The organism is Mesobacillus campisalis (genome assembly GCF_000986785.1).
GTDB lineage: Bacteria > Bacillota > Bacilli > Bacillales > Cytobacillaceae > Mesobacillus_B > Mesobacillus_B campisalis.
On the sequence record NZ_LAYY01000003.1, the window covers coordinates 76,107 to 99,106 of the forward strand.

General features: G+C 47.3%; 28 protein-coding genes. 9 read left to right on the top strand and 19 right to left on the bottom strand.

The window, feature by feature from the left end; genetic code table 11:
* Positions 1 to 91 precede the first annotated feature (91 nt).
* From WQ57_RS03585 to WQ57_RS03595, 3 genes are all read right to left on the bottom strand, one after another.
* Positions 92 to 1,402, bottom strand: coding sequence for a Na+/H+ antiporter family protein (locus WQ57_RS03585; protein WP_046522358.1), 1,311 nt, complete (start codon positions 1,400 to 1,402; stop codon positions 92 to 94).
* Between the two features lie 186 nt (positions 1,403 to 1,588).
* Positions 1,589 to 3,088: a leucyl aminopeptidase gene (locus tag WQ57_RS03590; RefSeq protein WP_046522359.1), complete on the bottom strand. Its 1,500-nt coding sequence runs from the start codon at positions 3,086 to 3,088 to the stop codon at positions 1,589 to 1,591.
* A 59-nt stretch (positions 3,089 to 3,147) separates the two neighbouring features.
* Entirely contained in the window at positions 3,148 to 3,531 is a 384-nt protein-coding gene (locus tag WQ57_RS03595; RefSeq protein ID WP_046522360.1) for a DUF309 domain-containing protein, read from the bottom strand.
* A gap of 123 nt (positions 3,532 to 3,654) precedes the next feature.
* On the opposite strand from WQ57_RS03595, the gene WQ57_RS03600 reads away from it, so the two are divergent.
* Both WQ57_RS03600 and WQ57_RS03605 read left to right on the top strand, forming a co-directional pair.
* The gene (locus WQ57_RS03600) at positions 3,655 to 4,128 is read left to right on the top strand and encodes a divergent PAP2 family protein (RefSeq protein WP_046522361.1); all 474 of its coding nucleotides are present in this window, start codon (positions 3,655 to 3,657) and stop codon (positions 4,126 to 4,128) included.
* Between the two features lie 17 nt (positions 4,129 to 4,145).
* Entirely contained in the window at positions 4,146 to 4,922 is a 777-nt protein-coding gene (locus tag WQ57_RS03605) for a cobalamin-binding protein (protein ID WP_046522362.1), read from the top strand.
* Positions 4,923 to 4,989: 67 nt separating this feature from the next.
* Here the strand turns inward: WQ57_RS03605 and WQ57_RS03610 are convergent, their stop codons facing one another.
* The 4 genes from WQ57_RS03610 to WQ57_RS03620 form a co-directional block, all read right to left on the bottom strand.
* On the bottom strand, positions 4,990 to 5,589 hold the full coding sequence (locus tag WQ57_RS03610; protein WP_046522363.1) for a 3D domain-containing protein: 600 nt from the start codon (positions 5,587 to 5,589) through the stop codon (positions 4,990 to 4,992).
* A gap of 94 nt (positions 5,590 to 5,683) precedes the next feature.
* On the bottom strand, positions 5,684 to 6,007 hold the full coding sequence (locus tag WQ57_RS03615; protein ID WP_046522364.1) for a YuiB family protein: 324 nt from the start codon (positions 6,005 to 6,007) through the stop codon (positions 5,684 to 5,686).
* A gap of 108 nt (positions 6,008 to 6,115) precedes the next feature.
* The gene (locus WQ57_RS26870) at positions 6,116 to 6,241 is read right to left on the bottom strand and encodes a YuiA family protein (RefSeq protein WP_162200598.1); all 126 of its coding nucleotides are present in this window, start codon (positions 6,239 to 6,241) and stop codon (positions 6,116 to 6,118) included.
* 207 nt (positions 6,242 to 6,448) lie between these two features.
* Entirely contained in the window at positions 6,449 to 7,666 is a 1,218-nt protein-coding gene (locus WQ57_RS03620; protein WP_046522365.1) for an NAD(P)/FAD-dependent oxidoreductase, read from the bottom strand.
* Between the two features lie 394 nt (positions 7,667 to 8,060).
* Here WQ57_RS03620 and WQ57_RS03625 point away from each other — a divergent pair, with 394 nt between their 5' ends.
* The gene (locus WQ57_RS03625) at positions 8,061 to 9,056 is read left to right on the top strand and encodes an NAD(P)/FAD-dependent oxidoreductase (RefSeq protein WP_046522366.1); all 996 of its coding nucleotides are present in this window, start codon (positions 8,061 to 8,063) and stop codon (positions 9,054 to 9,056) included.
* A 206-nt stretch (positions 9,057 to 9,262) separates the two neighbouring features.
* On the opposite strand, the gene WQ57_RS03630 is transcribed toward WQ57_RS03625, so the two are convergent.
* Together WQ57_RS03630 and WQ57_RS03635 are read right to left on the bottom strand one after the other, a co-directional pair.
* Entirely contained in the window at positions 9,263 to 9,625 is a 363-nt protein-coding gene (locus WQ57_RS03630; RefSeq protein WP_046522367.1) for a HesB/IscA family protein, read from the bottom strand.
* A 133-nt stretch (positions 9,626 to 9,758) separates the two neighbouring features.
* Positions 9,759 to 9,998, bottom strand: coding sequence for a YuzB family protein (locus tag WQ57_RS03635; RefSeq protein WP_046522368.1), 240 nt, complete (start codon positions 9,996 to 9,998; stop codon positions 9,759 to 9,761).
* Positions 9,999 to 10,257: 259 nt separating this feature from the next.
* Between WQ57_RS03635 and WQ57_RS03640 the strand changes: the two genes are divergently transcribed.
* The gene (locus WQ57_RS03640; protein ID WP_046522369.1) at positions 10,258 to 11,325 is read left to right on the top strand and encodes an NAD(P)/FAD-dependent oxidoreductase; all 1,068 of its coding nucleotides are present in this window, start codon (positions 10,258 to 10,260) and stop codon (positions 11,323 to 11,325) included.
* A 54-nt stretch (positions 11,326 to 11,379) separates the two neighbouring features.
* On the opposite strand, the gene WQ57_RS03645 is transcribed toward WQ57_RS03640, so the two are convergent.
* Positions 11,380 to 11,706, bottom strand: a complete 327-nt coding sequence (locus tag WQ57_RS03645; RefSeq protein ID WP_046522370.1) for a YuzD family protein — start codon at positions 11,704 to 11,706, stop codon at positions 11,380 to 11,382.
* Positions 11,707 to 11,858: 152 nt separating this feature from the next.
* On the opposite strand from WQ57_RS03645, the gene WQ57_RS03650 reads away from it, so the two are divergent.
* Positions 11,859 to 12,095 carry a NifU family protein gene (locus tag WQ57_RS03650; protein ID WP_046522371.1) on the top strand — a complete coding sequence of 79 codons (237 nt, stop codon included), beginning with the start codon at positions 11,859 to 11,861 and terminating at the stop codon, positions 12,093 to 12,095.
* Between the two features lie 83 nt (positions 12,096 to 12,178).
* Here the strand turns inward: WQ57_RS03650 and thrB are convergent, their stop codons facing one another.
* From thrB to yutH, 5 genes are all read right to left on the bottom strand, one after another.
* A complete protein-coding gene (gene thrB / locus WQ57_RS03655; RefSeq protein ID WP_046522372.1) occupies positions 12,179 to 13,114 on the bottom strand; it encodes a homoserine kinase in 936 nt (311 codons plus the stop codon).
* Positions 13,111 to 14,172 (bottom strand): threonine synthase, encoded by a 1,062-nt coding sequence (thrC, locus tag WQ57_RS03660; RefSeq protein WP_046522373.1) that lies wholly within the window; start codon positions 14,170 to 14,172, stop codon positions 13,111 to 13,113. The genes thrB and thrC overlap by 4 nt, the downstream gene beginning before the upstream one ends.
* A complete protein-coding gene (locus WQ57_RS03665; protein WP_046522374.1) occupies positions 14,169 to 15,467 on the bottom strand; it encodes a homoserine dehydrogenase in 1,299 nt (432 codons plus the stop codon). The genes thrC and WQ57_RS03665 overlap by 4 nt, the downstream gene beginning before the upstream one ends.
* A 196-nt stretch (positions 15,468 to 15,663) precedes the next feature.
* Positions 15,664 to 16,644 carry a 2-hydroxyacid dehydrogenase gene (locus WQ57_RS03670; protein ID WP_046522375.1) on the bottom strand — a complete coding sequence of 327 codons (981 nt, stop codon included), beginning with the start codon at positions 16,642 to 16,644 and terminating at the stop codon, positions 15,664 to 15,666.
* A gap of 62 nt (positions 16,645 to 16,706) precedes the next feature.
* A complete protein-coding gene (yutH, locus tag WQ57_RS03675; protein ID WP_046522376.1) occupies positions 16,707 to 17,711 on the bottom strand; it encodes a spore coat putative kinase YutH in 1,005 nt (334 codons plus the stop codon).
* A gap of 175 nt (positions 17,712 to 17,886) precedes the next feature.
* On the opposite strand from yutH, the gene WQ57_RS03680 reads away from it, so the two are divergent.
* Entirely contained in the window at positions 17,887 to 18,390 is a 504-nt protein-coding gene (locus WQ57_RS03680) for a phosphatidylglycerophosphatase A family protein (RefSeq protein WP_046522377.1), read from the top strand.
* A gap of 46 nt (positions 18,391 to 18,436) precedes the next feature.
* Here WQ57_RS03680 and WQ57_RS03685 read toward each other — a convergent pair whose 3' ends face one another.
* Both WQ57_RS03685 and WQ57_RS03690 read right to left on the bottom strand, forming a co-directional pair.
* Positions 18,437 to 19,201, bottom strand: a complete 765-nt coding sequence (locus WQ57_RS03685; protein WP_046522378.1) for a TIGR01457 family HAD-type hydrolase — start codon at positions 19,199 to 19,201, stop codon at positions 18,437 to 18,439.
* 101 nt (positions 19,202 to 19,302) lie between these two features.
* Positions 19,303 to 19,740, bottom strand: coding sequence for a DUF86 domain-containing protein (locus tag WQ57_RS03690; protein ID WP_046522379.1), 438 nt, complete (start codon positions 19,738 to 19,740; stop codon positions 19,303 to 19,305).
* A gap of 166 nt (positions 19,741 to 19,906) precedes the next feature.
* On the opposite strand from WQ57_RS03690, the gene WQ57_RS03695 reads away from it, so the two are divergent.
* Both WQ57_RS03695 and WQ57_RS03700 read left to right on the top strand, forming a co-directional pair.
* Entirely contained in the window at positions 19,907 to 20,173 is a 267-nt protein-coding gene (locus tag WQ57_RS03695; protein WP_046522380.1) for a DUF3055 domain-containing protein, read from the top strand.
* A gap of 98 nt (positions 20,174 to 20,271) precedes the next feature.
* Positions 20,272 to 20,556: a hypothetical protein gene (locus WQ57_RS03700; RefSeq protein WP_046522381.1), complete on the top strand. Its 285-nt coding sequence runs from the start codon at positions 20,272 to 20,274 to the stop codon at positions 20,554 to 20,556.
* Between the two features lie 58 nt (positions 20,557 to 20,614).
* On the opposite strand, the gene WQ57_RS03705 is transcribed toward WQ57_RS03700, so the two are convergent.
* Positions 20,615 to 20,890 carry a YutD family protein gene (locus tag WQ57_RS03705; RefSeq protein WP_046522382.1) on the bottom strand — a complete coding sequence of 92 codons (276 nt, stop codon included), beginning with the start codon at positions 20,888 to 20,890 and terminating at the stop codon, positions 20,615 to 20,617.
* 155 nt (positions 20,891 to 21,045) lie between these two features.
* Here WQ57_RS03705 and WQ57_RS03710 point away from each other — a divergent pair, with 155 nt between their 5' ends.
* Entirely contained in the window at positions 21,046 to 21,789 is a 744-nt protein-coding gene (locus WQ57_RS03710; RefSeq protein WP_064537330.1) for a YhcN/YlaJ family sporulation lipoprotein, read from the top strand.
* A 74-nt stretch (positions 21,790 to 21,863) separates the two neighbouring features.
* On the opposite strand, the gene lipA is transcribed toward WQ57_RS03710, so the two are convergent.
* On the bottom strand, positions 21,864 to 22,781 hold the full coding sequence (lipA, locus tag WQ57_RS03715; protein ID WP_046522383.1) for a lipoyl synthase: 918 nt from the start codon (positions 22,779 to 22,781) through the stop codon (positions 21,864 to 21,866).
* Positions 22,782 to 23,000: the final 219 nt, after the last annotated feature.

A 23,000-nucleotide genomic window follows, 5' to 3' on the forward strand; every position in this document is an offset into this window, starting at 1 on the left:
TCATATGCAAACAACCCAGGAAATGCATGGGCAAACAACCATCCATTGAAAAACAGCCTCCATGGGAGGCTGTCTTGTGCTTACGCTTTTCTTATAATACCATTGCGGCAATCCAGCCGAAAACAATCAAAGGCAGGTTATAGTGGATAAATGTTGGCACGACTGTGTCCCATATATGGTTATGCTGGCCATCAACATTCAATCCGGCTGTCGGTCCAAGAGTACTGTCAGAAGCAGGTGAACCTGCATCTCCCAGGGCCGCGGCCGTTCCGACAATCGCAACCGTCGCCATCGGGCTGAAGCCAAGCTGCATCGCCAGCGGAACAAAGATGGTGGCAATAACCGGGATGGTCGAGAAGGATGAGCCAATTCCCATTGTAACAAGCAGGCCAACCACAAGCATCATAAGTGCTCCCAATGCTTTGTTGTTGCCGATGGCAGCGGCCGACCATTCCACCAGCTGGGCAACATGGCCCGTTTCCTTCAATACATCTGCAAATCCGAAAGCCGCCAGCATGACGAAACCTATGAAGGCCATCATTTTCATGCCGTCTGTCAGCAGCTGGTCCGCCTCGTCCCACTTGATGGATCCACTAAGATAAATAACGGCAATTCCCGATAATGCCCCGATAATCATCGAACCAGTTGACAGTTGGACCGCCAATGCGGCCACAATTCCAACTACAGAAAAGAGAATGCCTCTTTTGGAATAAACGCCTTTGCTGGCTTCCACCTTCGCGGCCTGACGGTAGTTCCTGGGTTTCCGGTAAACAAACAGCGCAATCAGCAGGCCGGCAAGCATTCCCGCGGCGGGAATCAGCATCGCAGCCGGAATATCCGAAGCTTGGACAGTCAAGCCGCTATCCGCCATGTTCGTTTGCAGGATCCCTTGAAAGATCTTTCCAAATCCTGCAGGGAGCAGCATATAAGGAGTCACAAGTCCGAAAGTCAGTACAGAGGCAATCAGCCTTCTGTCGAGCTGCATTTCATTCATGATATATAAAAGCGGTGGAATTAAAATTGGTATGAATGCAATATGAATAGGAATCAAATTCTGGGAAAAGATGGACATCAATAAGATGAAAAAGATAATCAGAACTTTCGAAAGTCTTTTCGCCCTCTGATCTCCTTTCTTCCCAATAAAGGACAGCATCGACTCTACGAGCATATTCGGAAGGCCGGTTGCCGAAATAGAAAGCGCGAATCCCCCAAGCAATGCATAACTTAGCGCTACTTCCGCACTTCCTCCCAATCCATTTGCAAAAACTTCTATCGTCTTATCCAGTCCAAGCCCGCCTGTCAATCCGCCTGCCAGGGCCCCTATGATAAGGGAGATAACAACGTTTACCCTAAGGAGGCTAAGGACAAGCATAACCAGGACAGCAATTACTACTGCGTTCATGGTGGTCCCCTCTCTGGTGTTAAAAAATAAAATCCTTTAGTTTGGTAAATTGGTAGAGAATTAAATCACATGTTCTAAAATAGCATGCTCCTATTTACATGTCAACGACTAATTTACGGGAGCGGCATATACAAAAAGGAGGCAGCCAGTATGCACCGGCAGCCTCCTTTTCTATTTTCGGATATTTTAATTCCCTTCGAATCTTTCAACCAGCAAGGCCAAGGTCCTGACCATCACACCCGTTGCACCCGCTGGTCCCAGTTCATGATCTTTGGTGGTGGTCGCTGTCCCGGCAATGTCCAGGTGAACCCATGGGGTCTGCTCGGCGAATTCGCCAACAAAGGCGCCGCCCATGATGGCATGGCCTTCCCGTCCCGGGGAATTATTCAAATCGGCGATTTTGCTGTTACGCACCCGTTCGCGGTCCTTCTCGAACAGAGGAAGCCTCCAAATTGGCTCTCCTGCTTCACAGGAGGCTTCAAGCACTTGCTCGAACCATCCTTCATTGTTTGTAAGCGCCCCAGTCGTATCCGTGCCAAGAGCGATGATGACCCCGCCTGTCAGCGTCGCGACATCCACCAGATACTCCGCCCCATGATGTTTGGCATAGGTAACGGCATCGGCAAGCACCAGACGTCCCTCCGCATCTGTATTGAGAACTTCAATTGTCTTTCCGCTCATTGAAGTAATCACATCATCCGGCTTGAACGCTGTACCGCTTACCATATTATCTGTTGACGGAATGACGGCCACCACGTTTTGTTCAGGCTTCAGCTCCCCGATCACTTCCATGGCGCCAAGCACAGCGGCAGCGCCCCCCATGTCGGATTTCATCCCCACTATCCCGTCCTTTGGTTTTAGGGAATAGCCTCCGGTATCAAAGGTAATTCCTTTTCCGACCAAGCCAATGACGTCTTTCCATTCGTCTTTGCCCTGGTACTTAAGGACAATCATCTTTGGAGGCTCTGCTGAACCCTGGTTGACGGCCAGCATCGCTCCCATTCCAAGCTTCTCCATGTCCTCCTTCTCAAGGATTTCAACTTCAAAGCCATATGTATCTCCTAATTTGCTTGCGTATTCCGCCATGTCTGATGCAGTCAGCATATTGCCTGGCAAATTCACCAGGGTGCGTGCCGAGTTCACGCCTTTTCCATGCACATGCCCTACTCTCACGGCCGCTTCAATTTCCTTTGCTTCCTCACCTGATGCATAGATTGTCAGGCTTTCAATGTTTCTTTCCGGTTCATTCTTCTGTTTGAATCCTTCAAATTGGTAGGTCGCCAGCTGGGAGGCTTCACCAAAAGCATGGGCTGCATCCAGATGGGTGACATCCCCGCTTGTAAACGTGTCGAGGAGCACAGCCCCTTCCGTCAGCTTCTCTAGTTTCAGGGTTTTAAAAAGCTTGCCGAATGCTTCGCGAAGAAGCTCGAAGGAAAACTCCTTTTCAGGCCCCAGCCCAACAAAATACAGCCTCTTAGCTTTGACTTTTCCAAAGGTGTGCACTTTGGACACACTCTTTTTCCTGGTGCCGATATCGCCGCTTTTGATTAGTTCTTTCAGCTGGCCATCAAAAAGTCCATCAAGTTCCCACATTGTTCCTTCCAGGGCAGCCGATTTATGGAAAATGCCAATAATCAAACAATCATGGGCATTGGCCGCATCCCAGTCTCTTTTAATTTGAAACAACTCTGTCACCTCCAAAATATATCTTCATTATAACCAAACCTGTAACTTATTTCGAATTCCTAATCATCCTGAAGGTACAAAAAAAGCGGAGGCAAACCTGGGAGCTGGTCTACATCGGAATAGGGGACTTGGTCTATTCCCGGAGGTATCCTTTCCAGGCAGGCCTCAATAAATTCCAGGATCTTCTCAAGGTCCAGCCCCCAGTAATAGGGCCTGTATCCCTGAAGGTAATCATGGGCAGCCTTCATCATGAGCCTGGTTCCTTTAACATTTCCGTAGCTGTAATGATAGAGCGCGACGCTCATCTGTAAAAGCCCTTTCAAAAATAAATTCCCTTTTTCCTCCATCCACATTTCTTCCAGGAGGTCATGGCATGTGTAGTAATCACCTTCATTGAAGCTTATAAAAAACTCGTAATATTCCATCGGGTAGTCCCGGCCCATCTTGCATACCTCCATATTGGTGCTAACGGTATCATATCAGATAGGAGCCCCCCATGAAATGATTATGTGGTTTTACCATTCTTGCTGTACAATAAAGAAAATGAATCAAGGGAGGGATACGCCATGGAAATTCTGTTCAATTTCCCTTTATGGGCATCTTTGGCAGCAATCTTCTTTGCCCAGTTCGTTAAAGTTCCTATCCAGTTTATCGCTACTAAAAGGCTTGACTGGTCTTTGCTCACCAGCACAGGCGGAATGCCTAGTTCCCACTCTGCGGCTGTCACAGCCCTTTCAACTGGTGTAGCCCTGGAAACAGGCCTTGATTCCCCGGTGTTCGCGATTTCAGCCATTTTTGCGGTCATCACGATGTTTGATGCAACAGGAGTCCGTCGCCAGGCAGGGGAACAGGCCATTGTACTGAACCAGCTGGTGGCAGACTTTAATAGAATCATTGAAGATGCGAAAGATTGGCCCAAAAAGCCTGAACAGGAAAAGCGCAGGGAGCTGAAGGAACTCCTGGGCCATAAACCAATTGAGGTTTTCTTTGGCGGCCTTACAGGCATCTTCCTTACTTTGCTGCTTCATTATCTTGTCTAGAAAAAGGGGGAAAAGGGATGAGAGTCTTATCATTATGTCCCAGTAATACGGAATTAATGGCATTCCTTGGACAAACAAGCCTGCTGGCCGGAGTGGATGATTTCTCCGACTGGCCCAGGGAGATTGACAGCCTTCCCCGTCTTGGACCCGACTTGTCCATCAACCTCGATCTCGTGGAAAAGCTGAACCCCGATTTGGTCCTTGCTTCCCTCAGTGTTCCTGGAATGGAAAAAAATGTGGAAGGCCTCCGGGCCCGGGGAATTCCGCACCTCGTATTAAATCCCCAATCCCTCAAGGATATTGAACACGATTTGATACGTACAGCTGAGGCTCTGGGAATGCCGGAAACAGGGCAAAAAGCGGCATTGGATTATCGGAGGAGGCTTGAAGCAGCCTCCAGGAAAAAATCACAATCAGGGCACAGGCCAACCTTATACTGGGAATGGTGGCCCAAACCGGTCTTTACGCCTGGAAAAGGGAACTGGCTTACAGAACTATCGAATGCCGCCGGAGCCCGCAACGTATTTGAAGACAAGGAGTCAGCAAGTATCCAGACAGACTGGGAAGATGTCCTCAACCGCCAGCCAGACTTTATTTGCCTCGCCTGGGTGGGCGTCCGGAGGCAGAAAATCAATCCTGCCCTCATCAGGAAAAGACCGGGGTGGAGTGATCTCGAAGCTGTCAAAAAAGGGAGGATCTTTATCCTTGAAGAGGAACTGTACTGCCGCCCTTCCCCAAGGCTGCTGGACGGATTGGAGAAGCTTTCCTCCCTGCTTGACGAGACTGCATATTAAATCCAGGATAAAAACCCAAACAGGCTGGCATCTAACTTTATGATGCCAGCCTTCTTCTTTAAAATTGTTATTCTTTATACTGCTGCCTGAACACTTGGAGGGTGGCATCTTCGTTCATTTCCTTTAGGTCTGCCTCCGTAAGGCTCCCGTCCCCCATTTTTATAATGGATACCTCAATGGTCCTTTTGCCCCACTGCGCATAGACATCTTCGACTGTATCGTAATACAGGTCCAACTTATTTCCCTTTATGGCCCCGCCCTTATCGGCCACCACCCCATAGCCATAATCGGGGATAAAGAGGACTGTTCCAATCGGGAACACGTTCAGGTCTGCAGCAATGGTCGAGAACAAGTCCCGCTTTACCTCAACACCAGAGTATGTGATTCCATAGCCTGGATGCCCGGGGTTTTTCCCGGTCGATTCAGCTCCTGCCGTATATCCTGTAGCAATGACCGTTTTTTTCGGATATTGCGTCCAGTCGACAGATTCTTCAAGGCTTTGACTTGGGCTGGCGGCATCCACTTTCACCGGAAATTCATCCTGATAAAAATATCTCAAAATCGTACCAGCATCCACTCCGGAAATCGAATGGAGGGTCGTCAGCAGGGCAGCCACGAGAAGGATGGACATAAAGAAGCGCCTCGCCCATATCTTTATTATGTACATAGAACTCTTTCACTCCTCACAAAACTATTATTTGCCCTGAGGAGGAGGAAATATTCCCAATCTCATATAAAAAACCTTCATAATTATGAAGGTTTTAAAACATTTGGTACCCTTTTTTGCGCAAAAGCCTAATGACAAACCCTGCTGCAATGGCGCCTGCCAGACCGCAGCTGAGGATAGCTATATCAGCGGGTGCAAGGCTGGCAATTTTGCTGCCAAGCTCGCGAAAAGCAGTTCCGCTATTCCGAAAGTATTCAATGAATCTTACATCATCAATAATAAAGATTGTGATGATGGGATATAGGATAGCCATGATCCATGACATTCTAAGCAGCATGTTCAGTAAAAAGCCAATCCCAAAAAATAACACAAAGAAAAGCAGCATTGATATAATCAATGTGACAATCGTTAATTCCACGATGATTCCCCCTATTTTCCATCATTCCTAGTTTACTGAATGACCGAGCGGCTTGTCTATAGGAAAAGAAAAAACCCTGCAGGATGCAGGGTTTGATGTATATATCCACTATTGCTTTTCTTTTCCGGATCCGCCGCAGCAGGAACAGGTTTCCGAACCGCCCAGCAGAAGCTGGAAGTATCCTTTACCTGAGCAATAAGGGCACTCTTTATTCTCACCTTTGTATTGGCTCATCGTCCTCTCTCCTTTAAACTTAGAATTTTCTGATAATATAACAACATCTTTAGAAATTGAAAAGATTCATTTCAGGCAAAAATAGACAGTGTAAACGGATACATTAGGCTTTTCCTTCCACATGCTTATTCTAGCTTAAAATTTCAGAAAATTATAATATCTTTTTAAACAAATAAAAAACAGACCCGGAGGCCTGTCTTTTTTAGCTTACAAAATGTTGAATTTTCCTTTTTTCATGACTAGCGATGGGCCGCCGATCATGAATAAGGCACGGTTATCAATCATTTTTTTCATGAAGGAAGCTTTTGAACCGACCAGCTTTTTGCCAAAGGCCACTCCAATCGCATCGTCTTCACCAAGGGAACATACTGTTCCTTTGATGTCTGGAGTGAAGGATTCAAGGTCTCCTTTGCCCCGGACAAGAGCTGCAATATTGCGTGCGCAAACTTCACCTTGCTGCATGGCAATCTGAGCTGTTGGCGGATATGGACGATTGATTTCTTCATTGATGATCAAAGAGCAGTCACCAACGATAAAGACGTTTTCTGATCCTGGAATCCTCAGGTCAGGCTGCACTTTCACCCGGCCGCGCATGGCTTCAATTCCAGACTTCTCGATTACGGAGTTTCCGCGTACACCCGCTGCCCAAACAACAGTAGCGGCTTTGATTTCTTCTACTTCCTCTTCTCCCTTGGCAACAATGATGCCTTCAGGTGTAGCTTCCTTGATGGCTGTTCCAATACGGAACTCGATGCCTTTCTTTTCAAGGTAGGAAACAGCATAATCTACAAGTTCAGGGTCAAAGCCTGGCAGAACCATTGGTGCTGCTTCTACGCAAACTACCTTTACCTTATGGTAGTCAACATCATATTCTTTGCAAAGTTCGGGAATTCGGTTGGCAAGTTCGCCAAGGAACTCGATACCTGTGAAGCCGGCTCCGCCGACGACAATTGTCAGCCTTTCGTCCTTCTTCACTTCCTCAGTGTTATAGGTAGCGAATTGGTATTCGATATGCTCACGAAGCTGCCTTGCCGAATTTACATTGACAATGGAGAAGGCATATTCCTTGAGGCCCTTGATTCCAAATGTTTCAGGCTCAGCTCCCAGGGCTACCACCAGGTAATCATAAACAACGTCACCGCTGTCCAGGATGACACGGTTCTCTTCCATTCTTACCTCTTCTACTGTACCTTGAACAAACTCAACCTTTTGACGATCAATGACGTCGCGAACATCATAACGGACGCGGTCATGATGAAGAGTGCCTGCTGACGCTTCATGCAGCCAAGTTGTTTCGTAGTGATAATCATTTTTATTGATGAGGACAATGTCAGCTTCGTTGACTCCAAGCTGCTTTTGCAGCCTTGTAGCTGTCATAAGTCCACCATAACCTGCTCCTAGAATAACAATTTTCGGCTTTCTCAAAGTGATCACTTCCACCTTTGTATAAAATTTGTCTAAAAATGCTTACTCTTATCTTTTACTGCTTTTAAAAAAAATACTATAACACAAAAAATAACGTAAAAGCTGTGCTTTGTGATTTTCTTCACTAATATAGACAAGAAAATTTACTATAATTGTCACACAAACTTAACAATTTATTGACCTATCTCTCATAATATTCTTTTTATCTTCTATTTTCAAGAGGTTAACAGGACAAAAATCTTCATTTCCACCCTTTTCCTGAATTAATTCAGGTCTTTTTGTTAAAAATCAGGGAATAGGGAATCTAATAAGACGCTAATTACCGGTGTTGTTTAACGTTTTATGGTATTATATAAAATGGAGTTATTTTGCTACATAGTGAGGGGGATATGGAGTGAAAGAAGATCAAAAAGTGTATGACATCACCATTATCGGTGGAGGACCTACTGGTTTGTTCACTGCTTTTTATGGCGGAATGAGACAAGCATCCGTAAAAATCATTGAAAGCCTTCCGCAACTGGGCGGCCAGCTATCTGCCCTTTACCCGGAGAAATACATATATGATGTGGCCGGATTCCCGAAGGTCCGCGCCCAGGAATTAATCAACAATCTTAAAGAACAAATGGCTAAATTTGACCCAACCATCGTACTCGAGCAGGCGGTGGAAAAGCTGGAAAAATTGGAGGATGGCAACTTTAAGCTGACAACAGACAAGCAAACCCACTACTCCAAGACCATCATTATCACTGCCGGGAACGGTGCCTTCCAGCCTCGCCGTCTCGAACTCGAAAGCGCTTCTCAGTATGAAGGCAAAAACCTTCATTATTTTATTGATGACCTTAATCAGTTTGCCGGCCAAAAGGTTGCGGTATTGGGCGGCGGAGATTCAGCAGTGGATTGGGCGCTGATGCTGGAGCCGATTGCTGAACAGGTGACAATTGTACACCGTCGCGATAAATTTAGGGCTCATGAACATAGTGTGGAAAACCTGCAAAATTCTAAGGTTGATATTAAAACACCATATGTCCCGGTGGACCTGGTCGGAAATGGTGCCGCCATTAACCAGATTATTCTTCAGGAAGCAAATGGAGACGGAAAAGTCGCCATTGATGTGGATGCAGTCATTTGCAATTTCGGATTTGTTTCTTCCCTCGGCCCAATCAAGGAATGGGGACTGGAAATCGAAAAGAATTCCATTGTCGTTAACTCAAAAATGGAGACGAACATCCCTGGCATCTATTCCGCCGGAGATATCTGCACCTACGACGGCAAGGTGAAGCTGATTGCCTGCGGCTTCGGCGAAGCGCCAACTGCGGTGAACAACGCCAAGGCCTTTTACGATCCAAAAGCGAAAATCCAGCCGCTTCATAGTTCGTCGATGTTTAAGTGACAAAGAAAAGCGGAAGCGCCTTGCTCAGCCCCGACAAGCATAAGACGCTCCAGAATAGAAGGCGTTCTTTGCCTTCAATTCTGGAGCGTCTTATGACCTCGAGGGGCTAGGCGCTGGAGCTAGACAGTTATCTAAATTCAGCAATTCATACTTTCTTATTCTCAATAAAAAAAGCAAGGTGGCCTCCACCTTGCTTTTTTTTATACTTAACAATCCTCAGGCGTCCCCGCGTTTGTTGCGGTTTTGAAAGAAGAACCGCAGCCGCAGGAAGCGATGGCATTCGGGTTGTCGATTGTGAATCCCCCGCCCATCATCGATTGCTTATAATTGATGACAGTTCCCTTCAAAATCGGAATACTGTCTTTATCAACGAGAATCCTGATGCCGTGTTGTTCCAACTCGCTGTCGCCCTCTTCGACTTCATGGGCAAATCCCATTCCGTAAGAGAGACCGCTGCAGCCGCCGCCCTTTACTGCCACTCTTAGGAAGGCTCCTTCCTCTTCATTGTGTTTCATCATATCTTTAATCTGGAGGGCAGCCTCTTCGGTAATTGTAACGATTTGTTCCATTTTTTTGCCTCCTGTCCCGGGAAAATCCCTTCTTAATAACTATTATATACAGTGTGTTCCTGCTCCTCAACCAATCGGTTTCACTAAAAAAGGAAGCTATCTATATCATCCGGCTGCATATACAGCCCAGGAATTAAAACATCGGATTATCTTCAATGTGCTGGTAAATCTTTTCGACAAGCTCCTCTGGTGTTTCAGCAGTGACGGGCTCACCATCGACAAGGGCATATAAGGACTTGGCGCATTTACCACAATAGCTGAGGCATCCATACTCGATGATATCGAGATTGGGGTCCCGCTCCAGCTGCTCAAGAGCCTTTTGCGCTCCATTTGCCAGATTGCTGATACAAAATTCAACGATCGGCACAATCATTTCCTATCACCTCTCTACTAACTGTTAATCCTACCTTTTTTTATGGATATCGTCAATGTTCCCTGCCCTTCAAGGCAAGATGCTGCTTGGCTTATATTTGTTGTTATTTTGTCACAACTTCGTTATAATTCTTATGGAGTTTAAGACAAAATCTATTTTGGAATATTATTTAGAACGGAAAGCAAGCGGTTCCACAAAGAAAAAAATTGTACGAACAGGAAGAAAGTAAAGGAAGAGAGCAGAGAAGGGGATAGTAATGATGAAAAATCTGGTTATTCTCGGGGGCGGTTATGGAGGCATGAGGATGCTTCAGCGGCTTCTGCCTAATGAGTTGCCAAATGATGTAACAATCACGCTAATTGACCGGTTCCCATACCATTGCTTAAAGACTGAATATTATGCGCTCGCGGCCGGCACCATTTCCGACCAGCATATCCGGGTGGCGTTCCCGGAGCATCCACGATTGAAGATCAAGTACGCAGAAGTCACGGAAGTTAAGCTTGATGAACAGGTTGTCTGCCTTCAGTCTGGAGAGGAAGTTCCATTTGATGACCTCGTCATTGGACTTGGATGCGAGGACAAATATCATGATATTCCAGGTGCGAAGGAATTTACCTACAGCATCCAGACGATTGAAAAGTCAAGAGCAACATACCAGGCCCTTAACAATCTTCCGGCAGGTTCAACTGTTGCGATCGTGGGTGGAGGGCTAAGCGGCGTCGAGCTTGCCAGCGAACTGAGTGAAAGCAGAAACGACCTTAACATCAAGCTGTTTGACCGCGGCAATCATATCTTGTCGGCTTTTTCCGAAAGGTTAAGCACGTATGTGGAAAACTGGTTTGACACCCACTCGGTTGAGATTATCAATAAGGCGAATATTACTAGAGTAGAAGAGGGCATCCTTTATAATCATGACGAACCTGTTTCGGCTGATGCCATCGTATGGACGGCCGGAATCCAGGCGAATAAAATCGTTCGCGACCTGCCTGTCGAAAAAGATGGAATGGGCCGGGCCATCATTACCCCAAGGCACCACCTGCCGCAATATGAAAATGTCTTCATCATGGGAGACTGCGCGAGCCTTCCACACGCTCCAAGCGCCCAGCTGGCAGAAGGGCAGGCTGAACAGATTGTTGTCGTCCTTACAAAGCGATGGAAAGGCGAAGAAGTGCCAGATTCCTTCCCGCCAATCAAGCTGAAGGGCGTACTTGGTTCCCTCGGCAAAAAACACGGTTTTGGATTAGTCGCGGAAAGGCCGATTACCGGCCGTGTCGCCAGGCTGTTAAAGTCCGGCGTGCTGTGGATGTATAAATACCATAATGGATAAGAGAAGGGTGCCCTTGGCACCCTTCTTCCATTAAGACTCGACATCCTAACAAGGCTAGGCTGGCTGGTAGCCGTATTTTTCCATTTCGGCAAAAATCGTTTTCAGGCGCGGATTGCCTTCCCCAACGACTTTCCCCTCAAGGAGAACGACCGGATAAAACATGTCTTCTTCAATTACCTGTTGCGCGAAGCTTTTCTTATCCTCATCTTCCGGAGGATTGAAGATGTCTACATAAGAGATCTTAAAGCTCTGATTGCTGTATTTTCTGCCAACAGCCGCTTCCAGCCATTCATAGGTTTCCTTGGATGATGGCAAATTGACGCAGCTTGGGCAGAGCTGGTCGGCACCGTAAACTACAATCTCGACTTCTTTTTGAAGCACAAGGCATTCCCCCCATCAGTATAATTACATTTTACAATAATGTGACCATCATGCCTAAGAAAATACTATCCCTGCAGGGTTTTTAGTTTTAACCAATAGATTTTTCAACAGGATGCGATTATAATAGAAATTATGAAAGGAGTCGATTTTACATGTCTGAGCAACAAATGTTTGAACAAGTCCAGGAAGTATTAGATAAATTGCGTCCATTCCTTCTTCGTGACGGCGGTGACTGTGAATTGGTCGATGTGGACGAAGGCGTGGTAAAATTGCGTCTGCTCGGTGCGTGCGGAAGCTGCCCAAGTTCAACAATCACATTGAAGGCTGGAATCGAGCGCGCTCTTTTAGAGGAAGTACCGGGCGTTGTCGAAGTAGAACAAGTATTTTAATTTATCGTATAACAAGCAAATATATGCAGCCGGGCCCTGTGCACGGCTGCTGTTGTTTTAATGGAACTAATAAAAAAAGCCCATCAGATTGGGCTTTTTTTATTGTCCTGATGGATGATGGAAGTATAGCTTCCGCTCCGCTCGATTTCGAGCTGGACAATTTTCATCGCGCTCAGGGAACTTTCCAGGGATTGCGCCAATTTTTTACCATTGCCCGGTTCTGCAAGGCATAGGAGCGATGGTCCCGCCCCGCTTAGGGCCGTTCCGAATGCACCGGATTCCAGGGCAAGCTGTTCAACCTCATCCCACCAGGGGATCAGCCTCCTGCGATAAGGCTGATGGAAGCGGTCGCTGGCCATCATCTTGCCTGCCACCCGCCAATTACCGGTAAAAAGGGCCGCCAGCAGCTGGTTGGCCACCGCACTTGCCTCCACTGCCTGGGAAAACGCAATCCGCTCAGGAAGGACTTCCCGGGAGGATTCTGTCAATAATTCATCTTCGGGAATGACGGCCACAAGATCCATTTCAACAGAATGGACTGGAGTCAGGTCAATCCCGCTTTCAAGCTGACTGCCAACCACCAGGCCGCCATAAATGGAGGCTCCTACATTGTCCGGATGCCCCTCTACACCGGCTGCGATTTCCAGCTTCTCCTGCCTTGAGAGCTGAAGGCCGCAGAAATGGCTTGCCAGCTCGATCCCCGCAATAATGGCTGCCGCACTGGAGCCCAGCCCGCGAGCAAGGGGAATATCGCTTTCGACCGCAAGCCTGCATGGCGGCATTTCCCTGCCATATAATTTTGCTGTCCTGATAGCTATTTGGGCGATAAAATGCTCGCTGCCACGCGGGAACCTTTTTAGTTCCTCACTAAGAGGAATGATATCCCAGTGGGAATGGAGCTCCGCTTCCACACTGAGGTACAGGTTGACTGCAAGACCAATTGAATCGAACCCTGGTCCCAGGTTTGCCGAGCTGGCCGGCACCTTGACGGTGAACATTCCTCCGCTAATCGTATTCATCGGTAGACAACTCCGCGAATATGTTCACATACCTTTTCTTCATCATTCGGCAGGACGACAGGCTTGATTGTACTGCATTCAATTGCAGTCGCCGGGTCCTTTAAGCCATTTCCGGTCAGGACGGCAACAATCCTTGCACCGAGCGGAATTTCGCCTTGCTGCAGTTTCTTGAAGACACCGGCAAGGGAAGCGCATGATGCGGGCTCAGCAAACACTCCCTCGGTGGCGGTAAGTGTGCGGTAGGCTTCAAGGATTTCTTCATCAGAGACTTCGTCAATCTTACCGCCTGACTCGTCTCTTGCATTAACTGCCAAATGCCAGCTGGCTGGATTTCCAATCCTGATGGCAGTGGCCACTGTTTCCGGGTTTTCAAATACCCTGTCATGGACAATGGCAGCCGCCCCTTCGGCTTCAAAGCCAAACATTTGCGGCAGGCCTGTTCCTTTTGCTGCATCATACTCCTTGAACCCTTTCCAATAGGCGGAGATGTTTCCCGCGTTTCCTACAGGGATAGCCAGAATATCCGGCGCGCTTCCAAGCTGGTCGCAGATTTCAAACGCAGCTGTTTTTTGGCCCTCAAGCCGATATGGGTTGACCGAGTTGACCAGGGCCACTGGCTCGGTTTCACTAATGTTTCTCACCATTTTCAGCGCCTCGTCGAAGTTGCCTTCAATCGAGATGATTTCTGCCCCATACATGACTGCCTGGGCAAGTTTCCCCATGGCGATTTTGCCTTCAGGGATGACGACGATGCAGCGCATGCCAGCCCTTGCAGCATAGGCGGCTGCAGCAGCCGAGGTATTTCCGGTCGAAGCGCAGATGACCGTGTCGCTTCCGTCTTCCTTGGCTTTGGCCACCGCCATGACCATCCCTCTGTCCTTGAAAGATCCTGTCGGGTTGGTTCCCTCCGTTTTCACATAAAGATCGACACCCCATTTTTCGGACAATGAATCCAGCCGAATCAAAGGTGTATTCCCCTCATGCAATGTCAGTGAGGGAGTGTTATCATTTACGGGAAGATATTCCCGGTACTCCTCCAATAAGCCTTGCCATCTCACGCTCCAGCACTTCCTTCCACCCTGTAAGAACTCTTGACTTCCTTCAGTGCCTTCAAATCCCGCAGCTCCATCAATATTTCCTCATAATCTTTAAGGGACGCTTTGTGGGTAACGAGAACTATTTCAGCCACACCTTTTTCCTTTACAGGCAGCTGAAGGATTTTTTCAAAGCTTACGCCATGTTTCGCGAATACAGAAGTTATTTCGGCAAAAACACCTACCTCATCTTTTACATGGAGCCTTAAGAAATACTTGGAGAAGATTTCTTCCGGAGCCTTCAGGTTTTTTTCATGCTGAGGGGCAATGGCTGAGCTTCCATTCACCTCAAGACGCATGTTTTTCACCACTCCAACCAGGTCGGAAACAATTGAAGTTGCCGTAGGCAGGCTTCCAGCCCCAGGGCCATAGAACATGGTCTCTCCCACCGCTTCGCCGTATACATAAACCGCATTGTACTCATTATGCACCGAAGCAAGCGGATGGGAATGCGGCAGCAAGGTTGGCTGCACACTGACTTCCACTCTTTCCCCGTCGCGATGGGCGATTCCTAGCAGCTTCATTGTATAGCCCAGCTGTTTCGCATAATGAAGGTCTTCTTCGGTTACCTTGGTGATTCCAGTTGTCTTTACGTCATCGAGATCCACTTTCATTGAGAATCCCAAAGTTGCGAGGATCACCATCTTGCGGGCCGCATCAAGTCCTTCCACATCCGATGCCGGATTGGCCTCGGCGTACCCGAGCGCCTGGGCTTCTTTTAGAACATCCCCATAAGCGAGCCCTTCCTGTGTCATTTTCGTCAAAATATAGTTGGTCGTTCCATTGACGATGCCCATGAGTTTGGTAATCCGGTCGGAAGCAAGTCCATCGACAAGGCTTCGGATAATCGGGATACCGCCTGCCACACTCGCTTCGTAAAATAAATCGCAGCCATTTGCGGATGCCGCCCTCAACAGCTCTGAGCCGTAGATGGCCATTAAATCCTTATTGGCTGTAACAATATGTTTTTTATTTTCAATTGCCTGAAGCAATAGCTCTCTTGTTTTTTCCACGCCGCCCATGACTTCGATGACCACATCGATGCCAGGATCATTAATAATCTCATTGACATCTGTTGTTAAAACGCTCTCGTCAATTTTTACGGCTCTTTCCTTCCCCAATTCCTGCACGAGGACTTTTTTCACCTGGATTGGGCAGCCGACCTGATGCATCAGCTTATCCTGATGGTTTTCAATTATCTTTATCACCCCGCTGCCAACCGTACCAAGACCGAGCAGTCCAATCGAAATCGCCTTCATAACTTCTCCTCGCTTTCTGTTCTCCAATGGTAAACATTTGTCTTTATATAGTAGACATTATAGTTATTGTTTTCCCTATTTACAAGGGATTTTGCCTAAAAAAATAATGTAAACGCTTCACGGTTCAACTATTTGGAAATTTCGGCTAAATAGCAAAAGAACCGCCATTAGTAGGCTGGTTCTTTTCCTCTCCGAGTTATGGCTCGAGCAGGATGGTGTTCACAAGTGTTTTTGGTTTTTGTCCAGTCAGCACCCGTTCGATATTGTCCACACAAATCTCAATCATTTTAATTCTCGTTTCCATAGTGGCACTGCCGATATGGGGCAGGGCCGTGACGTTTTCCAAAGCCAGCAGCGGGTGGTCCGCCGATATCGGCTCCTCCGCAAACACATCCAACCCTGCTCCAGCGATTTCCCTGTTTTTCAGTGCCTCGGCCAGGGCTGCTTCATCGGCGACCGCCCCTCTGGAAGCATTGATGAAAATGGCGGAGGATTTCATCTTTTTAAATACATCAGCGTTGAACAGATGCTTTGTATCCGGTGTCAGGGGAGTCATGGCGACCAAGAAGTCGGATCGTTCCACCAGTTCATCGAAAGAGCAATATTGTGCTCCCAAAGCTTCTTCCGCATCAGGCTTCCTCGACCGGTTATGGTAAAGGATTTCCATGCCGAATCCTTTGGCCCGGCGTGCCACTGCCTCGCCAATCCCGCCCATGCCGGCAATCCCGATGGTTTTATGATGGACATCATGGCCGGCAAGCAAGAACGGGCTCCAGCTTTGCCATTTTCCGTCTTTAATAAATTCCGCGGCTTCCACTACCCTTCGTGCCGCGGCCAGCAGGAGGGCAAAGGTCAGGTCGGCAGTTGTCTCGGTCAGTACATCAGGCGTATTGCAAACATAAACGCCTTTTTCCGTCGCCGCATCTACATGTATGTTGTCGTAGCCGACCGCCATATTGGCGACAACCTTCAACCTTTTTCCCGCCTCGAAAACCTCCTGTGTGACAGGGTCGGATACGACAGTTAGCAAAGCATCCGCTTTCGCTGCCTGTGACAGCAGGACATCATGCGGAACAGCCTGGTCCTCGCGTTCCCACATATGCACATCGAATCGCCCTACCAGCTTTTGATAGGCTTCCTCCGGCAATTTCCTGGTCAGATAGATATAAGGCTTCATTGTATTCTCCTCTGCTTAACAGTTGTCAAAATTATTTTAACATACTGAAACCTGACAGGGAATTACTTGTTTAGCCAGGATATCGAAGGAAGCTTCAAAGCACGGGCGGGCGCTTCGGCCAGCTGGTAAAAGCCTCCCAAAAAACGTTCGTGTTCCCCGCTCATCTTCAAATGCTTCAGCAATTGATCCTCCAGGGCAAGCTTTTGCTGCTCCGAACCGGTAATATAGTAGCCTTCCACACATTCAAAGTAATGGAGAGGAAATAACAGCCTGGAATAAAGAAGCCTCCAGGCGAATGGAGACAGCCTGGCCCCTTGCTGATAGCTGGAAAGGAACTTCCTGACTGCCGGCTGATAGGTTTGCGTATTGTAAAAATACCGTTCCCTGATCCATTCCGCCAAATCCCTTGATGGGTGGTCGAACACCCAGTCGAATGGATTTTTAATTACGTATTTGCCCCATGTCCTGGCTGTGTAACGCTCATGGCAGACCGTGCCATTGTCAGTTTCTGTCGGCTTGCCATCAAGTTCGGTGTCGGCAAGATATTGGATTGCATTTTCGGCAAGCCCCATATAATACGGAAAGGAGTCTAAAAACATTTTTTCAAATTCATTTTCCGGCTCCTGCATCAGCTTCCCATTCCATACATTTTCCATCTGATCCAGCCGCTTTTCCCAGAGCTGCTTCCATTGCCCAATCCTGTTCACCGTTTTCACCTGAAAAGGCATATACCTTCCTCTCCAATGAAGACGTGCCAGCTTGCTCCCCATTTTTTCAACAGAATTGGTTTTCAGCCCGGGATATTGAAGCAGGCAGTATTGGCTTCCTTCCCATTCACAAACCTGGGCTCCATCCCTCGCGCGGACCATTTGCGGGATTTCCTTGTCGCCAAAGCTGCGAAGCTGCCCCGAGATTTGTTCAAGCTCGCTTATTTCTTGCTCTTTCCTTCCTGTTGCGGTGATAATCAAGTAAAGCGTTTTATCCTGTTTAAAGGCTCGATATTTCTCGATATCCAGTTCATGGCCTTCCTTGATGCCGTATTTTTCCTTGAGCATTTTTTCGAACATGCCGCAGCCCCTCTTCCAATCTTTTTTTAGTACTATATGAGGGGTGGGCGAAAAACTTGTTAAAATGCCCATTTTAGGAAAACCTATTGAGAGATATATGCGAACCAAACGGGTTAAACCGAATAAATTAGGTTAAATAGATATCATAGAATTTTGGAAAGAAGGGTGACAACATATGTTAGAAAAAAAGAAATCTATTCATCTTACCGAGGAGAATGCCAGGGAATGGCTTCATAAACGAGGAGTGGAAGTAGAGGATATTGCGAAGCTTGTCTATTATCTGCAGGAAAAATATCACCCTTCCCTTGCGATGGAAGACTGCCTGGAAAATGTGGAAAGGGTTCTGTCCAAGCGTGAAGTGCAAAATGCCATCCTGACAGGAATACAGCTGGATATCCTGGCGGAGGAAGGCAAGCTTGGCGAGCCTCTCCAGTCCATTATCGCGACAGATGAAAGTTTATACGGAGTTGATGAAATCCTCGCTTTTTCAATTGTTAATATATATGGGTCCATCGGATTCACCAACTACGGCTATATAGATAAACAAAAGCCCGGCATTCTTGAGAAGCTTAATGATAAATCCAGCGGTAAATGCCATACATTCCTGGATGACATCGTCGGAGCCATCGCCGCTGCCGCGTCAAGCCGCCTGGCCCACCGCGCTGCCAATATTGATTAAAGCGAAAATGTCAAAAAAACGAGGGACTGGACTGTCCCTCGTTTTTTTACACTTCCCACTGGTCAAGTGTGTCGATTGTATAGGTTGGTTTCGTTTCGTATCCTTTAAGAAGTTCTTTTGTGGTCACTCCTGTATGTACCAGGAGGGTATCCAGGCCGGCCCTCATCCCTGCAAGGATATCTGTATCATAATTATCGCCGACCATCAGGGTCTCGTCTTTGCCTGTCCCAAGAACCTCAAGTGCCTGCTCCATGATAATGGATTCCGGCTTTCCGATAAATTGGGGTTTCGTTTGGGTTGAAACTGCTATTAGAGAGGTGAACGCCCCGTTTCCAGGCATGAAGCCGCGCTCCGTCGGGATGGCGATATCCGCATTGGTGGAAATAAACTTGGCTCCATTTCGGATTGCAAGGCAGGCCACCGCCAACTTTTCATAGGTGATTTCGCGGTCGATGCCTGTTACGACAAAATCGGCATCATCGCCGGCTTCCCTGAAGCCTTTTTCAGCCATGGACGTTCTCAGACCCTCTTCCCCGATCATGTAGACTGCCGCATCTTTTTTCTGCTCGTAGATGTAATTGGCCGTTGCCTGGCTTGTCGTGAACACTTGATGCTCCTCGGCGGGGATATCGAAGTCCCTGAGCTTCGAGGCAACCTGCGCCGGGGTACGGGAAGAATTATTCGTTACAAACAGGTAGGGAATATTTACTTTTATCAAACGGCGAATAAAATCCGCTGCCTCTTCGATCCGTTCACTGCCCTTATACATCGTGCCATCAAGATCAATCAAATAGCCTTTATACTTTCTCATCATCGTCCTCCTCGCTGTCACTGTCGCCTTCCTTCTTTAAAACCTTCAAAAGGAAGCTCCCTGCATGAGCAAAGGCCGTAAGAGGCGGCCTGGTCAATTTTTTATCTTTTAAAAGCAGATACTGGACCAAGTTCATTAGTCAAATAGCTGCGGACCCTGCCGGAAAATTGCTTCAGGCTTGGCATGTCTTTCCCGAAGCTCTCCCGAAGGCGGACATGGTCGACATTTATGTATTGCTGGACGGTCATCTTCCTGAATGGAATCAGGTTTTTATATGCCTGATGCATCTCGGCTGTAATCACGGTTTCATCCAAAAGGATGTCGATGATGTCTTCATAGCTTCCCGGATCGCGCATGATAAAGCCGTCAATCATCATATTGCCCACATCGAGGATAGCCTCAACGATAGTATGGGCCAATCGCTCCAGCGCTGCTTTCTCTATCGGGGTTTCCCATTTTTCCTGATCCGTAAAAAGGCTGATTTGCCTGTCCAAAAAGTGCAGCGTTTCCTCAATTGTATCCCTATCCACAAAATACATGCACATTCCCTCCATCATGAAACTGTCAAAACTTACGCAAGCATTTCCTCTCTATTTTACCATAATAGCGGCTCCTTTTTTCCGAATCAGCCTAAACCTGTAGGCATCCTGCTTTTCTTTTTGATAAGATGGAACAAGATGCAGCAGCATAGGGAGGAATGAAAGTATGACAGACCGCTTTTTCTTATATGATGACGTAGTACCAACAAAAACCCGCTTTGTAAGCTTTATGGGTGAAAATCAGCGCTTTGACCTCGCCATTATCCAGTCGGACCGCTATTACGGCAAACAGCTTGTTCTCGATATCCAGGGAAACCGGTTTGCCATTATCGGGCATGATGACCTGGATGAAGAGGGCTATCTTGAATACGCCTTCAACTTGTCGGAAGAGGATGCCGAGGACCTGAGATCGTTCCTGCGCTCAGCGGTATAAACCTTTAAGGGAAGCCTGCCAGTCGCTTTTTCTGCTCATTTTGTTATTTTGCCAAAAATCACAAATACTACTAACAAAGCGAAAGAAAGGGTGATTGAATGGCAAATAAGGATTCGGAAGTGTTTTCCGAGCTATCCAATGTGGAGAAAAGCAAAAATTTCCTAACAGCTGAAGAATTTCCGGAAGGACCCTATGGTTCTCCGCGAGCGGCAAGTGAGCCAGTCCAGAACAAAAGCAGTGAATGGAAGGAAGGCCAGCGATATTACAGCGCCTTTAACTATGAGAATAAAACATTGCACCAGGGAATGCCAAGACAGATGGAGGGGGCCCATCCCACCCATGACGACCCGGGGAAAGATGTACAGTCGCCTTATATTCCGTGATTACCTCTGCATAGCAAAAGGAAGGAGGCCGTTCCCCATGGGACCAGCCTCCTTCCTTTTATTTCTTCACCTTTTTGGCGATAAAATAAGCACAGCCAAAATTGCAGTATTCGTACAAATACTCACTTACCGTGCTGATTTTGGTATCAAAAGTCGCCTTTTGGTTCTGGTCCTCGAAGAACCCTTTCAGCCTGAGCTGGCCATAGCCCCAGTCCCCGACAATGTAATCATACTTGTTGAGAATATCACTGTAGCGAGAACGGAACGCTTCCTCATTGAATCCATCCCTATGTTCATCGACTACTTCATAACAGAAATTATTGATGCAAATCATACTGTCACCTCTTAAAAAATGCCGTTTCCATTCCTTGTCTATTACAAGCCAGCCTGTAAAAAAATATCCTATTTTAAATTATAACTGATTCTCCATGAATTACTAAGGAAAAAAAGAAATCTCCTGGGCAATTCTATGTACAGGAGGTGCTGAAAATGAAAAAAACAGCAGCAATCATAGGAATTTGCGGTTTTCTGACAGCAGGCTGCGCCGGCAATATGGCAGGTGACGGCAATGATACCCGGGGAATCAACCAGAGAAACGGAAACCAGCTTCATGTGAACAATAGCGAGCCTGAGCTCTACAATCGTGATGTCCCCCATGATGACAAGCGGTTCGGCTATGTCCGCCACCAACGTACAGGCGTGATGGGAGCCGACCAGGATCAGCCTGAATATGAAATTGACCGGGAACAGTTTGCTGACATGATTTCGCGTCTAAGTACACATATTCCCAATGTGGATGATGTCTCAACACTTGTAACGGATGAAGAAGTGCTGATTGTCTACCGGACGGAAGGAAATGATCGTAAAGAAACGGCAGACCAAGTCAAAAAGACAGCTATGTCCCTAGTGCCGCGCTGGTATGAAATTTATGTGTCCGATAATCCTAATCTCAGACAGAATGTCGAGAACTTTGCAACCCTTAATACCAATAGCGATGATATTGATTCACTGCTGGAAGGTGTCATCGAGCAGATGAGCCAGTCGCCGCAGGGTCAAACGGGTATAGACCGCCGGGATGATGGCAGGTCCGGCCAATCTAGCAACAAGCCGCAAAAGGCAGCCGGCAATGCCGGAAACACAATGGACAACGGAACGGGATATGGCGATACACAAAACAACCGCGGACAAGGCTCGGGCAATGGAACGGAAGGCACCGTACTGGATGGGGAATAGCAAAACAAGGAAAAAGTCCAGCATGCGCTGCTGGACTTTTTCATGTTTATAAGCTCGCCAAGGGCGCTGATTGCTTACGCCTGCTGGACCTCTTGTTCGCCAAGCTTTTGCTTTTGTTTAGCGGCCGCATTCACTTGCTCATCCGCATGGTAGGATGAACGTACCAGCGGGCCGGCCTCACAATGGCTAAAGCCTTTTTGGAGGGCAATTTCACGTAATTCATTGAACTCATCAGGATGGTAATATTTCACCACTTTCAGGTGTTTCTTCGAAGGCTGCAGATACTGGCCGATTGTCAGGATATCCACATGGTTTGCCCGCAAATCATCCATCGCTTCAATGATTTCTTCCTTCGTTTCACCCAGCCCGATCATAATGCTTGATTTTGTCGGAACTTCCGGCTGCATCTCCTTTGCACGGCGCAGGAATTCCAGGGAACGCTCATAGGTTGCCCTTGCGCGGATCCGGGGTGTAAGGCGTTTGACTGTTTCAATGTTGTGGTTCAGGATATCGGGCTTTGCATCCATCAATAGCTGCAGATTCTCATGGACGCCTCCCATATCGGAAGGCAGGACCTCAATGGAGGTGAATGGATTCTTTCGGCGGATGGCTCTGACTGTCTCTGCAAACACAGCTGCTCCTCCATCCTTTAAATCATCCCTTGCCACGGCAGTTACAACTACGTGCTTCAGATTCATGGCCACAACGGAATCAGCAACCCTTTCAGGCTCTTTTAAATCCAGTTCAGTTGGCAGCCCCGTTTTTACAGCACAAAAACGGCAGGCACGGGTACAGACATCTCCCAGAATCATGAAAGTAGCCGTCCGTCTTACTGCCCAGCACTCGTGGATGTTCGGGCACCGTGCTTCCTCACAAACCGTGTGAAGGCTTTGCTCCCGCATCATTTTCTTTAATCCGGTATAGTTATCGTTCGTATTTAATTTAATTTTAAGCCAATCAGGTTTTCTTAGGACTTCCTCTTTACTGCTCATTTTGTCACTCCATTCGCGGTATTGCTCCTTTTGTCACTTTATCATAACAAAATGGCAAGGACAAGCCGAAGAACTTTTTCAAGTTACCATATTTTTCTCATTATGATATTTCCCCTTTCTCATAAACTAAAGCCAGAGCACAAGGGCTTGTTTTTTCATTTTTTAGCGCAGCAGAGACGCTCTATTAAAAGTCCTGTTTTAGAATTAGCGGAAGGGAGG